Source organism: Pseudomonas sp. UBA2684 (assembly GCA_002354655.1).
Taxonomy (GTDB): Bacteria; Pseudomonadota; Gammaproteobacteria; order Pseudomonadales; family Pseudomonadaceae; genus Aquipseudomonas.
In genome coordinates this window covers 27,244-40,099 of sequence record DELY01000016.1, presented here as the reverse complement: position 1 = coordinate 40,099, position 12,856 = coordinate 27,244, and the positions used below count along the sequence as shown (strand labels likewise).

At 63.7% G+C, this 12,856-nt stretch carries 9 protein-coding genes; 7 read left to right on the top strand and 2 right to left on the bottom strand.

Annotated features, from left to right (window positions below; translation table 11 throughout):
* Nucleotides 1-176: 176 nt before the first annotated feature.
* The 4 genes from B3M58_RS07070 to B3M58_RS07055 are packed head-to-tail and all read left to right on the top strand — an operon-like array spanning nucleotide 177 to nucleotide 4,485.
* A complete protein-coding gene (locus B3M58_RS07070) occupies nucleotides 177-869 on the top strand; it encodes a methylamine utilization protein (RefSeq protein WP_296217908.1) in 693 nt (230 codons plus the stop codon).
* Nucleotides 856-3,195: a putative bifunctional diguanylate cyclase/phosphodiesterase gene (locus B3M58_RS07065; RefSeq protein WP_296217906.1), complete on the top strand. Its 2,340-nt coding sequence runs from the start codon at nucleotides 856-858 to the stop codon at nucleotides 3,193-3,195. Before B3M58_RS07070 ends, B3M58_RS07065 begins: the two co-directional genes overlap by 14 nt.
* A gap of 7 nt (nucleotides 3,196-3,202) precedes the next feature.
* Nucleotides 3,203-4,063, top strand: coding sequence for a DUF3034 family protein (locus B3M58_RS07060; RefSeq protein ID WP_296217904.1), 861 nt, complete (start codon nucleotides 3,203-3,205; stop codon nucleotides 4,061-4,063).
* A gap of 2 nt (nucleotides 4,064-4,065) precedes the next feature.
* A complete protein-coding gene (locus B3M58_RS07055) occupies nucleotides 4,066-4,485 on the top strand; it encodes a group I truncated hemoglobin (RefSeq protein ID WP_296217902.1) in 420 nt (139 codons plus the stop codon).
* 58 nt (nucleotides 4,486-4,543) lie between these two features.
* On the opposite strand, the gene hmpA is transcribed toward B3M58_RS07055, so the two are convergent.
* The gene (gene hmpA, locus B3M58_RS07050; RefSeq protein WP_296217900.1) at nucleotides 4,544-5,725 is read right to left on the bottom strand and encodes an NO-inducible flavohemoprotein; all 1,182 of its coding nucleotides are present in this window, start codon (nucleotides 5,723-5,725) and stop codon (nucleotides 4,544-4,546) included.
* Between the two features lie 186 nt (nucleotides 5,726-5,911).
* Between hmpA and norR the strand changes: the two genes are divergently transcribed.
* The 3 genes from norR to putP all read left to right on the top strand — a co-directional run bounded on the left by norR (nucleotide 5,912) and on the right by putP (nucleotide 12,640).
* A complete protein-coding gene (gene norR, locus B3M58_RS07045; protein ID WP_296217899.1) occupies nucleotides 5,912-7,465 on the top strand; it encodes a nitric oxide reductase transcriptional regulator NorR in 1,554 nt (517 codons plus the stop codon).
* A gap of 233 nt (nucleotides 7,466-7,698) precedes the next feature.
* Nucleotides 7,699-10,878 (top strand): bifunctional proline dehydrogenase/L-glutamate gamma-semialdehyde dehydrogenase PutA, encoded by a 3,180-nt coding sequence (gene putA, locus B3M58_RS07040; RefSeq protein ID WP_296217896.1) that lies wholly within the window; start codon nucleotides 7,699-7,701, stop codon nucleotides 10,876-10,878.
* 244 nt (nucleotides 10,879-11,122) lie between these two features.
* Nucleotides 11,123-12,640, top strand: a complete 1,518-nt coding sequence (gene putP / locus B3M58_RS07035; protein WP_296217895.1) for a sodium/proline symporter PutP — start codon at nucleotides 11,123-11,125, stop codon at nucleotides 12,638-12,640.
* Here putP and B3M58_RS07030 read toward each other — a convergent pair.
* Nucleotides 12,630-12,856: hypothetical protein (locus B3M58_RS07030; protein ID WP_296217892.1), on the bottom strand; the 227-nt coding region annotated here is incomplete at its 5' end. The two genes, putP and B3M58_RS07030, sit on opposite strands and share 11 nt — an antisense overlap.

Genomic DNA, 12,856 nt, shown 5'->3' with positions numbered 1-12,856 from the left:
GACTGTATTGAGCCAGCCCCACTGGGTGGGCCGCGGGTTTCGCTTGCCTATACAGCGCTAAAACGTGATCTTCTCGGCACTCCCAGCTAATCTGCTCAGCACCGACGTACAAGGTTGCCAGGACGGCATGTATTCCTCTTGGAGTGCGCGGCCAGGGCCGAGCACGAGTGATCAGCATGACAACGCATTTCCTCAACCCATTGCGCACCGCTGTGCTGGGCGTTTTCTGTGCCCTCAGCCCGGTGCTCTGGGCGGCCAGCTTGCAGGCCGAATTAGTCGACGCCCAAGGGCAGCCGCTGGCCAATGCGGTATTGACGCTACGCGGGCCGTTAGGCGCGGAAGCTGCGCCAGCCAAAGCCATCATGGATCAACAGGCGCAACAGTTCGTGCCGAACGTGTTGGCGGTGCGCACCGGTACATCGGTGGCTTTCCCCAACAGCGACAACATTCGCCACCATGTGTACTCCTTTTCCCCAGCCAAACGCTTCGAGCTGCGCCTGTATCAAGGCACGCCGAGCGAGCCGGTGCAGTTCGATAAGCCCGGCGTGGTCGTGCTCGGCTGCAATATCCACGACTGGATGGTCGGCTATGTCTACATCACCGACGACCCCTGGTTCGCCGTGAGCGACGCGCAGGGCAAGCTGAATGTCGAGCAACTGCCGGCAGGACGTTATGCGGTCACGCTGTGGCACCCGCAAACGCCGCAGATGCTGCCGCAGCCAGGCGCCGAGTTACAGGTGACGGCATCGGGTGCGCAGCAGCGGTTTGTCCTGGATATGCAGGCAACCGCCAATGCCGCACCTGCGGCAGCAGCGCCGAGTGCCTTCGGCGATGCGTTCAAGAAAGCGACACGCGATGCTGCGCAATAGCTTCCAGGCGCGCATCGCCACGGTACTGATCCTGCTGCTCTCGGTGGTGGTGGGGGCTTTGTATTTCGCCGTGCAAACCGCCACCAATGTGGCCGTGCGCAGCCAGGCCCACGAGCAGTTGGAAGTCGGTACGCGGGTCTTCGAGCAACTGCTGGAGGTGCGCAGCCGGCAGCTGCATGACGCGGCGCAAGTGCTTGCCGCCGACTTTGGCTTCAAGGATGCGGTGGCCAGCGGCGATGCCGAGACCATCCGCTCGGCGCTGGGTAACCACGGTGCGCGGATCAATGCCAGCGTGGTGATGATGTTTGGCCTCGACGGTCGTCTCGACGTCAGCACCGATGCGCAGATTACCGGGCAGACCGCCACGCGCTTGAGTTCGCAGGTGATTGCGCATCAGCGCGAAGGCGTGCAGACCTTCCTCATGCCAATCGCCGACAAAATCTACCTGCTGGTGCAGGCGACCGTCACTGCGCCCTTGCCGATCGCGCGGGTCATGATGGGTTTTCAGGTCGATGCAAGTTTTGCCCGCGAGTTGCGCGAGTTGACCCACCTGGAGCTGACTCTGGTGGCCCAGCAGGATGATGCTCCGACGATCTGGATCAGCACCTTGCCGACTGTGTCCCAGGCGCAGTTGCAGCAGGACATGAGCGAGGATGGGCGTGAGCAGGACCGCGTCATGCAGATCGGCGCCGAACGCTACCTGGGCCAGCGTCTGGTGCTCGCCAGCGGACCGGGTTTTCAAGTCAAGGCCCTGCTGCACCGCTCGTTGAACGAAGCGCAGGAGGCGTTTGCCCCACTCGATCAAGATATTCTGCTGATTGCCCTGGTGGCCTTGTTGGCTTCCTTGGGGGGCGCGCTGCTGCTGGCGCGTACGGTCTCGCAGCCAGTGCGGCAACTGGCTGCGGTGGCCGAGCGGGTCGGTCAGGGCGATTACCAGGTGCCGCTGAAACTCGACCGTAGCGACGAACTGGGCAGCCTGGCCAAGGCCTTCAAAGCCATGCAGCAGGGCATTGCCGAGCGCGAACGGCAGTTGGCGCATAACGCCCTGCACGATGGATTGACCGGGTTACCCAACCGCACTTTGGCGCTGGAGCGCTTGGGCAGTGCGATCACCGCCGAGCGGCCGATGGCGCTGCTGTACCTGGGGGTCGGCAACTTGCGCGCGGTCAGCGAGAGCTGTGGGGCCGGTGGCGGCGACTTGGCCATGCAGCAGCTCAGCCGGCGCTTACTGGCGACCCTGCGCCCTGGCGACAGCCTGGCGCGGTTGATGGCGGACGAGTTTTTGCTGCTCCTGGAAAACACCGACAGCGACAGCGCGGTGGCCATCGGCGACAAGATTCACCAGTTGCTGCTCAAGCCGTTTCGTGTCGGCACCGTAGACATCGCCCTGGATTGCCGTATCGGCATCGCCGCTTATCCCGTCGATGGCTCAACCCCGGACGATCTGTTGCGCCGCGCGGGTATCGCCATGCAGGATGCCGCGCAATTGCCTGGCCGCTTGCAGGTCTATCAACGCGGTCGCGATGCCGCCCAGCAGCGGCAGATCCGCTTGATTCGCGACCTGCGCCGCGCGCCGGAAAAAGCCGAGTTGCTCCTGCATTACCAGCCGAAGCTGGACATCCGTGCCGGCATGGTGCGTCAGGCCGAAGCCCTGTTGCGTTGGCAGCACCCGCAGTTGGGCATGGTTTCGCCAGGCGAGTTCATTCCGCTGGCCGAGCGCACCGGCAGCATTCAGGTGCTTACTGCCTGGGTCATCGAAGAGTCCATACGCCAGTTGCATGAGTGGAACAGCCGCAGTTTGCGCGTGCAGCTGTCGCTGAATATCTCCACGGAAGATTTGCTCGACCTCGAACTGCCGGCGCGGGTCGCTCAGTTGCTGAGCAAATACCAGGTGCCGGCCGAGCAACTGATCTTCGAGATCACCGAAAGCGGGGTGATGCTCAACCCCGACGTGGCCTTGCGCGTGCTGCATGGTTTGCGCGATTGCGGCATCAGCCTGTCGGTGGACGATTTCGGCACCGGCTACTCGTCGTTGACCCAGCTCAAACGCATGCCGGTGCAAGAACTGAAGATCGACCAGTCGTTTATCTGCTGCCTCGACGATACCAGCGAAGATTCGGTGATCGTGCGTTCGACCATCGAGATGAGCCACAGCCTGGGACTCAAGGTGGTTGCCGAAGGCGTCGAACTCGAGCGCAGCCTGCGCCTGCTCGAACGCTGGCAGTGCGACACGGCCCAGGGCTATCTGATCAGCCGGCCGCTGACCGCCAAGGCCTTCGAGGCCTGGATCGCGTTGCCGTTAACCGCCTTTGTTTCGATGGTGTAGGGGAACTATGCGCTATCCACAAATCGTCAGTTTTGCCGTGCTCTGTGCCTGCTCAGGGCTGAGCTGGGGTGATCAAGGCCGTCTGCTGGCCACCGGCGGCGCGAGCAGCATCGAGGGCGCCGCGGGTGGCGGCATCACCCCCTGGGCCGTGCTCTCCGGTTATGGCGAGCGCGGCGAGTGGGGCGCCGACGTGTTCGCCACCCGTGTCGAAACTGGCGACTACCGCCTGGATGTGGCGGGGGTTGCGGCCTCCTTCGATAACCGTGTGGAGCTGTCCTACGCGCGTCAGCGTTTCGACCTGGGTAACCTCGCGCGCGGCCTCAGCCTGCCGGAAAACAGCCTCAGTCAGGACATTTTCGGGGTCAAGGTGCGTATGTTCGGCGACCTGATCTATGACCGCCTGCCGCAGGTGTCACTGGGCATCCAGCACAAGCGGCAGAAGGATTTTCTGATCCCCAGCCTGGTCGGTGCCGAGCGCAACGAAGACACCGAGGGCTATGTCACGGCCAGTCGGCTGATCCTCGGTGGCGCCTTCGGCTACAACCTGCTGCTCAATGCTGGCCTGCGCTACAGCCGGGCCAACGAACTGGGCCTGCTCGGGTTTGGCGGTGACCGCCGCGACAAGCATTCGCTGCTCAAGGAGGGCTCGGTGGCGGTGCTGCTCGACCGTCAGTGGGCGGTTGGCGTGGAGTACCGCGAGAAACCGGACAACCTCAGCTTCGCCGGTGAAAGCGACTGGGCCGACCTGTTCGTTGGCTATTTCCCGAACAAGCACCTGGCCGTGGTACTGGCCTATGCGCGCCTCGGCGAAATTGCCACTCTGGACCAGCAGAACGGCGCCTACCTGTCCGTGCAAGGGAGTTTCTAAGCATGCGTATGCTCGTGCTTGCCCTGGCGTTGAGCCTCGCCGCCTGCGCCCAGCAACCGCCGAAAGACGACAGCCTGTACCTGGCCCTTGGCGAGCAGCCGGGCATCACCCGCATCGTCGAAGGCATGCTGTTGAATATTGCCCGCGACGCACGCATCGTCCGGCACTTTGAGAATATCGACATCGTGCGCCTGCGCGACAAGCTGGTTGAGCAGATCTGCGTCGAAGCGGGCGGCCCGTGCACCTATACCGGCGACAGCATGGAAGAAAGCCACAAAGGCCAGCACCTCACGCCCAGCGATTTCAACGCCCTGGTGGAAAACCTGCAAGACGCGATGGACGCGCAGGGCGTCGCGGTGCCGGCGCAAAACCGCCTGCTGGCGCGCCTGGCACCGATGCGCGAACAGGTGATCGACCGTTAGTTGAGCAAAAAGGGGGGATTGATCGCCCCCCTTGTGCCATCTTGCCTGTCCGCTCGGTTCAGGCCTCCAGGGCGCTGGCCGGGCCGAAGAACTCGTAGTGTGACTGCTGTTCCGGGACGCCCAGTTCGCGCAGGTATTGCTTGACCTGGGCCATGAAGGGTTTCGGGCCGAGAAAGTAGGCGTCCAGGTCACGCTCGCTCGGCAGCCAGCTGGCCAGCAGCTCGCGGCTGAGCAAGCCCTCGGCATCGCAGCGGTCCCCGGCACGCGCCTCGCTGTAGCAAAAGAAGCGGCGGATGTGTGGGTGAGCCTGGGTGTGCGCCTCGACCCAGTCGCGGAAGGCGTGCACCGCGCCATTGCGCGCGCAGTGGATGAAGTGGATCGGTCGGCCGCTCTGGCGCGCGCTGTCGAGCATGGTCAGGGCCGGGGTAATGCCGACCCCGGCAGTGATCAGCACCAGCGGTTTGTGCGATGCCCCGAGAACGAAGTCGCCCGCGGGCGGGAACACTTGCACGCGGTCGCCGACCTGCACCTGGTCGTGCAGGTGGTTGGACACGCGACCGCCCAGCTCGCGTTTGACGCTGATGCGGTACTCGCGGCCATTGCCGAGTGCCGACAGCGAGTAGTTGCGGCGCACTTCCTCGCCGTCCAGGTGCAGGCGCAGGCCGATGTATTGGCCGGGGGCGAAGTCGAGCAGCGCGCCGCCGTCTTCCGGGGCCAGGTGGAACGAGGTGATTTCCTGGCTTTCCGCGACTTTCGCCGCCACGCGGAACCAGCGCGCGCCGCGCCAGCCGCCGGGTGCGGCGGCATTGTCGGCGTAGGCCTGCTCCTCGGCGCCGATAAGAATCTCGGCCAACTGGCCATACGCCGCGGCCCAGGCTTCTATCACCGCGTCGGTGGCGATTGCTGCGCCGAGCACTTCACGAATCGCCCGCAGCAGGCAGGTGCCGACGATCGGGTAGTGTTCGGGCAGGATCTGCAACGACACGTGTTTATTGACGATTTTCGCCACCAACGGTCCGAGCGCTTCGAGTTGGTCGATATGCCGGGCGTACATCAGCACGCCGTTGGCCAGGGCGCGTTGTTGGTCGCCGCTGGCCTGGTGGGCCTGGTTGAACAGCGGTCGCACCTCGGGGTATTCGCTGAACATCAGCTGGTAGAAGTGCCGGGTGAGGGTTTCGCCTCCGCTTTCCAGTAGCGGGACGGTGGCTTTGATAAGGGCGCGGTGTGGGGTCGACAGCATGCTGGGCTCCTGCGAGGTCGTGATGGAAAAACGTCGTGGTGCCAACACGGGCGTGCTAGCGTTATTGCTGGTTGAGTAATCAGAAAACGTGCCAGTTATTTTTCTTTTATTTATCAGTTGCTTATTAATTTATTGGTTTTTATGACTACAGTGTTTTTTGGTCATAAAGACTCATAGGTAGTCGTAATGACCACTAATCCGTTGCTGCAAACCCTGATCCCGCTGGTCGCCGATCTGTCCAAGGATCTCAGTGACGAAGAGCGCTATCGTCGTCTGCTGGCGGCCTGCCGTGCGTTGTTTCCGTGCGATGCGGTGGCGTTGCTCAAGCTCAGCGACGAGGTGCTGATCCCGGTGGCGGTCGAGGGGTTGAGCGCCGACACCCTCGGGCGTCGTTTCAAGGCCGCAGAACACCCGCGCCTGCAAGCGCTGCTGGAGCGCCGTGGGCCGACCCGTTTCGCCACCGATTGCGGCCTGCCCGACCCTTACGACGGCCTGGTGGAAGGCCATCGTGGCCACCTGGAAGTACACGACTGCTTCGGTTGCCCGCTGTACCTGGACGATCAGCTGTGGGGCCTGCTGACCCTCGATGCACTCGATCCCGCGCGCTTCGGTCAGGTCGACTTGGCCACCTTGGATGCCTTCGCCAGCCTGGCTGCGGCGACGGTCAAGGCCAGCGAGCGGATCAATGTGCTGGCGCGCCGGGTCGAGGACGAGCGCCAGCTGACGGCGGTGTACAGAGAGGCCGCGACCCGTCACCGAGCGCGTGAGCTGATCGGCCAGGGCGCCGCGCACAAGAAGTTGCAGGGCGAAATCGCCGTGGTCGCCGACAGCGATCTGACCGTGCTGATCACCGGCGAGACGGGCGTTGGCAAGGAGCTGGTGGCCGAAGCCATCCATGCGGCCTCGCTACGGGCGGGCAAGGCGTTGATCAGCCTGAACTGCGCGGCCCTGCCCGACACCCTGGTGGAAAGTGAGCTGTTCGGCCATGTGCGCGGCGCGTTCTCCGGCGCGGTCAGCGAGCGCAGTGGCAAGTTCGAGTTGGCCGACGGCGGCAGCTTGTTTCTCGACGAGGTCGGCGAGTTACCGCTGGCGGTGCAGGCCAAGCTGCTGCGTGTGCTGCAAAGCGGCCAGTTGCAGCGGGTTGGTTCGGACCGCGAGCACCGGGTCGATGTGCGGGTTATCGCCGCGACCAACCGTGACCTGGCGGCAGAGGTCAAGGCCGGGCGCTTCCGTGCCGACCTCTACCATCGCTTGAGTGTTTATCCCTTGTGCGTGCCGCCGCTGCGCGAGCGGGGGCGCGATGTGTTGCTGCTGGCCGGCTACTTTCTCGAAGAAAATCGCGCGCGCATGGGCTTGCGCAGCCTGCGCCTGAGCGCGGAGGCGCAGAAAGTGCTGCTGGGCTATGACTGGCCGGGCAATGTGCGCGAGCTCGAACACTTGATTGGCCGCGCCGCGCTCAAGGCCCTGGCGCAACACGCCGAGCGCCCGCGCATCCTGAGCATCGACGAAACGGTACTGGATCTGCCCGGTGCCGTGGCGGCGGTTGCCCCGGCGCCGGCCGAGGTGCCGGCGCAGCTGCCGCTCGGGCAGGATCTGCGCACGGCGCTAGAGGCCTTCCAGCGCCGGCTGATCGCGCAGTCCCTGGCCAGCCACCAGGGCAAGTGGGCGGATGTGGCGCGTGAGCTGGGCCTGGACCGCGCCAACCTCAATCGCCTGGCCAAACGCCTGGGCGTCAAGTAATGCACGTGGCGGCAACTCAAACGGTTTTTCGCTATTAGTTCCCCGGCTCATAGCTTTCTGCAAAAACTCCAGAGCTTTTCGCAAGAAGCTGTCATCGCTCTGCCACTAAATTCCGCCATCAACTCTTGCCGTCTCACGGCGAAGCCATAAGGCATTGGTCAGACCAGCGTATCTGAGCTAGACCGATAGCAGTGGCATTCATAACAAACAGTCTCCACAAGAGGATGGGCGTGATGTTCAAAGCCAGTCACGTCTTGCAGGACGAGTTCCTTAACCGGATCTCTGCCGCCAAGGCCGCCGAATTTTTCCCTGTCATCAGCGCCAACTACAGCGTTGACGAGGCAGCCTATCTCACTGAGCTGTTGCAGCTCGCCGACCCGGGTGAAACCGGCATCGAGGCTATCCGCCGCGGTGCCCGTACGCTGATTGAAGACGTACGTAGCCGGGACAATGCCGTCGATACCCTCGACGCACTGCTTCGACAGTACAGCCTCGACACCCAGGAAGGGCTGATGCTCATGTGCCTGGCCGAGGCGTTGCTGCGGGTGCCGGACGCCGCCACCGCCGACGCGCTGATCCGCGACAAGCTCTCCGCCGCCGAGTGGGAACGCCACCTGGGCAAGAGCGACAGCGTGCTGGTCAACTTCGCCGCCTGGGGCTTGGTGATGACCGGCAAGGTGGTCGATCCGCAAACCACCGACGGCCGGCCGAAAAATGTCCTCGGCAAACTGATCAAGCGCTCCGGTGAGCCGGTGATTCGCGCGGCGATGAACCAGGCCATGAAGCTGATGGGCAAGCAGTTCGTGCTTGGCCGCAATATCGGCGAAGCGCTGAAGAATGGTCGCCCGGAGCGCGAGAAGGGCTACACCTATTCCTTCGACATGCTCGGTGAAGCAGCACTGACCCAGGAGGACGCCGAGAAGTACATGGCCGACTACCGCAAGGCCATCGACACGGTCGGTGCCGAGCCGCAAGTCGGCCCCGGTCCGAAGCCGTCGATCTCGATCAAGCTGTCCGCCCTGCACCCGCGTTATGAAGTGGCGCAGCGCGAGCGCGTGCTCAGCGAGTTGTTCGCCAACGTGCTGGAACTGGCGGTGCGCGCACGCAAGCTGAATGTCGGCATCTCGGTGGACGCCGAGGAGGCCGACCGCCTCGAGCTGTCCCTGGAACTCTACGAAAAGCTGATGCGCGATCCGGCCCTCAAGGGCTGGGGCGAGTTCGGCCTGGTGGTACAGGCCTATTCCAAGCGCTGCCTGCCGGTACTGGTATGGCTGACCCTGCTGGGCAAGGAACTCGGCGAGAAGATGCCGCTGCGCCTGGTCAAGGGCGCCTACTGGGACACCGAAATCAAGCAGTGCCAGGTCCAGGGCCTGGACGGCTACCCGGTATTCACCCGCAAGGAAGGCACCGATACCTCGTACCTGGCCTGTGCGCGCTACCTGCTGTCGGAGTTCACCCGTGGGGTGATCTACCCGCAGTTCGCCAGCCATAACGCCCACACCGTCAGCTGCATCCTGGCGATTGCCGCCGAGCAGCAGCAACCGCGCGACTTCGAATTCCAGCGCCTGCATGGCATGGGCGATGCGTTGTACGACACCGTGCTGGAGACGCACCGCAAAAATGTGCGCATCTACGCCCCAGTCGGCGCGCACAAGGATTTGCTGCCGTACTTGGTGCGCCGCCTGCTGGAAAACGGCGCGAACTCCTCGTTCGTGCACCAGTTGGTCGACCCGAGCACCCCGGTCGAGTCCCTTCTCGATCACCCGGTGACGCAACTGCGTAAGTTCAAATCGCTCAGCAATGACAAAATCCCTCTTCCGCCTGCGCTGTTCGGTGCCGCGCGGAAAAACTCCCAAGGCATCAACATGAACATCCAGCACTCCCTGGCTGAGCTTGAGCTCGCCTACCAGCCGCACCTCAATCGTCAATGGCAAGCCGCGCCGGTAATCAACGGCCAGACGCTGCCAGGCACCGCGCAGGAAGTGCGTTGCCCCTATGCGCTGAGCCAAGTGGTCGGCAGCGTGCAATTCGCCAGCGCCGCCCAGGCCGCACAAGCCCTGGATGTGCTGCACGCGGCCTGGCCGCGCTGGAATGCCACCGAGATCGACAGCCGCGCGAGCATCCTCGAACGCCTGGCCGACCTGCTCGAAAGCAACCGTGCCGAGCTGATGGCGCTGTGCACCGTGGAAGCCGGCAAGTCGATGCAGGACGGTATCGACGAAGTCCGCGAAGCGGTGGATTTCTGCCGTTACTACGCCCAGCAGGCGCGTCTGCGCCTGGGCCGTGAAGAGCTGCAGGGCCCGACCGGCGAGCGCAACGAGCTGTTCCATGAAGGCCGCGGCATTTTCGTCTGCGTCAGCCCGTGGAACTTCCCGCTGGCCATCTACCTGGGTCAGATTGCTGCCGCCCTGGTCGCCGGTAACTGCGTGCTGGCCAAGCCGGCCGAGCAAACCAGCCTGATCGCCGCGCGTGCCCTGGAGCTGATGTTCGAAGCCGGCCTGCCGGCGGACGTGATCGCCTTCCTGCCGGGCGACGGCGCCACCCTCGGCGGCGTGTTCTGCCGCGACGCCCGTGTGGCGGGTGTGTGCTTCACAGGCTCGACCGACACCGCGCGGATCATCAACCGCCAGCTGGCCGAGAAAGCCGGCCCGATCGCCGCGCTGATCGCCGAAACCGGCGGGCAGAACGCGATGATCGTCGACTCCACCGCGCTGCCTGAGCAAGTTGTCAAAGATGCCGTGCAATCGGCGTTCACCAGTGCCGGCCAGCGTTGCTCGGCGCTGCGCGTGCTCTATGTGCAGACGGATATCGCCGAGCGCGTGTTGGACCTGCTCAAGGGCGCCATGGCCGAATTGAAAGTCGGCCCGACTCACCTGCGCGTCAGCGACGTGGGCCCGGTGATCGATGCCGAAGCCAAAGCCGGTCTCGATGCACATATCGCTCAGCTCAAAGGCGAGGGCAAGCTGATTGCCGAAGCCGTATTGCCAGCCGGCCTGGATGGCCACTTCGTCGCCCCGGTGGCGTTCGAAATCGGCGGCATCCACGAGCTGCAGAAGGAAAACTTCGGGCCGATCCTGCACATCGTGCGCTTCCAGGCCAGTGAGCTGGAGCAGGTGGTGGCGGCAATCAACGGCACCGGTTTTGGCCTGACCCTCGGCGTGCACAGCCGCAACGAGGAAACCGCACGGCGCATCGAAGCGCTGGCGCGGGTCGGCAACCTCTACATCAACCGCAACCAGATCGGCGCCGTGGTCGGTGTGCAACCCTTCGGCGGCTGCGGCCTGTCCGGCACCGGGCCGAAAGCCGGTGGCCCGAGCTACTTGCTGCGCTTCGCCAACGAGCGCACCACCTCGGTGAACACCACCGCGGTGGGCGGTAACGCGTCGCTGCTGTCGCTGGCGGACGAGGCATAAGTTGTAACGGGCGGGCGCCTCTCGGCACCCGCCCGTTGTTGTATTGGGGCCGTTAAACCCCCGACAGCGGTAAGGCTGGTCACTTGAGTTGGGCGCTGCATTGGGTATTCCAGCAGCTCGGCTTGTATTCAGTGAGCAGTGCTGCCGAGATCAAGCGTTCGCCATAAGCGGACGTGGTTTGCCAAGCAGGGCGCGGGTCTATCCCCGTTGCCTGAATAACAACAAACGAGAGGGGAGCTCCCCAATGACAGCTAACACTCCAATGCTTGTCACCTTCGTGGTGTACATCGCAGCCATGGTGCTGATTGGGCTATTTGCCTACATGCGCACCAAGAACCTTTCCGATTACATCCTCGGCGGTCGCAGTCTCGGCAGTTTCGTCACCGCATTGTCCGCGGGTGCCTCCGACATGAGCGGCTGGCTGCTGATGGGCTTGCCGGGTGCGGTGTACATGTCCGGCCTGTCCGAAGGCTGGATTGCCATCGGCCTGATCGTCGGTGCGTACCTGAACTGGTTGTTCGTCGCCGGTCGCCTGCGTGTACAGACCGAGCACAACGGCAACGCCCTGACCCTGCCGGACTACTTCACCAACCGCTTCGAAGACACCAGCCGCGTGCTGCGTATTTTCTCCGCCCTGGTGATCCTGGTGTTCTTCACCATCTACTGCGCCTCGGGCGTGGTGGCCGGTGCGCGGCTGTTCGAAAGCACCTTCGGCATGTCCTACAGCACGGCGTTGTGGGCCGGTGCGGCGGCAACCATCGCTTACACCTTCATCGGTGGTTTCCTGGCGGTGAGCTGGACCGACACCGTGCAAGCGACGCTGATGATCTTCGCTCTGATTCTCACCCCGGTGATCGTGATGATCGCCACCGGTGGTGCAGATATGAGCTTCGCCGCCATCGAGCTGAATGACGCGACCAACTTCGACATGCTCAAAGGCGCCACCTTTGTCGGTGTGATCTCGCTGATGGCCTGGGGCCTGGGCTACTTCGGCCAGCCGCACATTCTCGCGCGCTTCATGGCCGCCGATTCGGTGAGATCGATTCCGGCTGCACGTCGCATTTCCATGGCCTGGATGATTCTCTGCCTGGGCGGTGCGGTGGCAGTTGGCTTCTTCGGTATCGCCTACTTCGCGGCGCACCCGGAGGTGGCCGGCCCGGTTACCGAGAACCCGGAGCGCGTGTTTATCGAACTGGCCAAGCTGCTGTTCAACCCGTGGATCGCCGGCATTCTGCTGTCGGCCATTCTCGCCGCGGTGATGAGCACCCTGAGCTGCCAGTTGCTGGTGTGCTCCAGCGCCCTGACCGAAGACTTCTACAAAGCGTTCGTACGTAAAGGTGCTTCGCAGACCGAACTGGTCTGGGTCGGTCGTGCCATGGTGCTGCTGGTCGCGGTGATCGCCATCGCCCTGGCTGCCAACCCGGAAAACCGCGTGCTGGGCCTGGTGTCCTACGCCTGGGCTGGCTTCGGTGCTGCCTTCGGTCCGGTGGTGATCCTCTCGCTGGTGTGGCGTCGCATGACCCGCAACGGTGCCCTGGCCGGCATGCTGATCGGTGCCTTCACCGTGATCCTGTGGAAGAACTTCCTCGGCCATCTGGGCCTGTACGAAATCATCCCGGGCTTCATCTTCGCCACCGCCGGTATCGTGGTGTTCAGCCTGCTGGACAAAGCCCCTTCGGCCTCCATGCTGAAGCGTTTCGAAGAGGCCGAGAAGGAATACCAGGACGCCCACATTCCCTATCAGGATGCGCCTAGCCGTTAAACCATCCTGCGGCAGTTGGCTGGTCGTCCAGCTGCCGCACCAGCCTCGCGCGGGCGATGCCCGCAACAGGTGTAGTGCGTGCGACCGATAGTGCTTCGCCGGTCCACACCCTGAGGGTGTCGGGCCGGTTTTTTTTGCGCTGTCCCAGTGACGTGTTGCAGGAGAAGCCGCGCTTTTGCGGGAGCGGGTTTATCCGCGAAAATCTTTGAAAACTGA

What these genes read in the sequence shown, in the direction of transcription:
- B3M58_RS07070 (WP_296217908.1), top strand. Translation starts at nt 177, where the DNA reads ATGACAACGCATTTCCTCAACCCATTGCGCACCGCTGTGCTGGGCGTT.
- B3M58_RS07065 (WP_296217906.1), top strand. Translation starts at nt 856, where the DNA reads ATGCTGCGCAATAGCTTCCAGGCGCGCATCGCCACGGTACTGATCCTG.
- B3M58_RS07060 (WP_296217904.1), top strand. Translation starts at nt 3,203, where the DNA reads ATGCGCTATCCACAAATCGTCAGTTTTGCCGTGCTCTGTGCCTGCTCA.
- B3M58_RS07055 (WP_296217902.1), top strand. Translation starts at nt 4,066, where the DNA reads ATGCGTATGCTCGTGCTTGCCCTGGCGTTGAGCCTCGCCGCCTGCGCC.
- hmpA (WP_296217900.1), bottom strand. Translation starts at nt 5,725, where the DNA reads ATGCTGTCGACCCCACACCGCGCCCTTATCAAAGCCACCGTCCCGCTA.
- norR (WP_296217899.1), top strand. Translation starts at nt 5,912, where the DNA reads ATGACCACTAATCCGTTGCTGCAAACCCTGATCCCGCTGGTCGCCGAT.
- putA (WP_296217896.1), top strand. Translation starts at nt 7,699, where the DNA reads ATGTTCAAAGCCAGTCACGTCTTGCAGGACGAGTTCCTTAACCGGATC.
- putP (WP_296217895.1), top strand. Translation starts at nt 11,123, where the DNA reads ATGACAGCTAACACTCCAATGCTTGTCACCTTCGTGGTGTACATCGCA.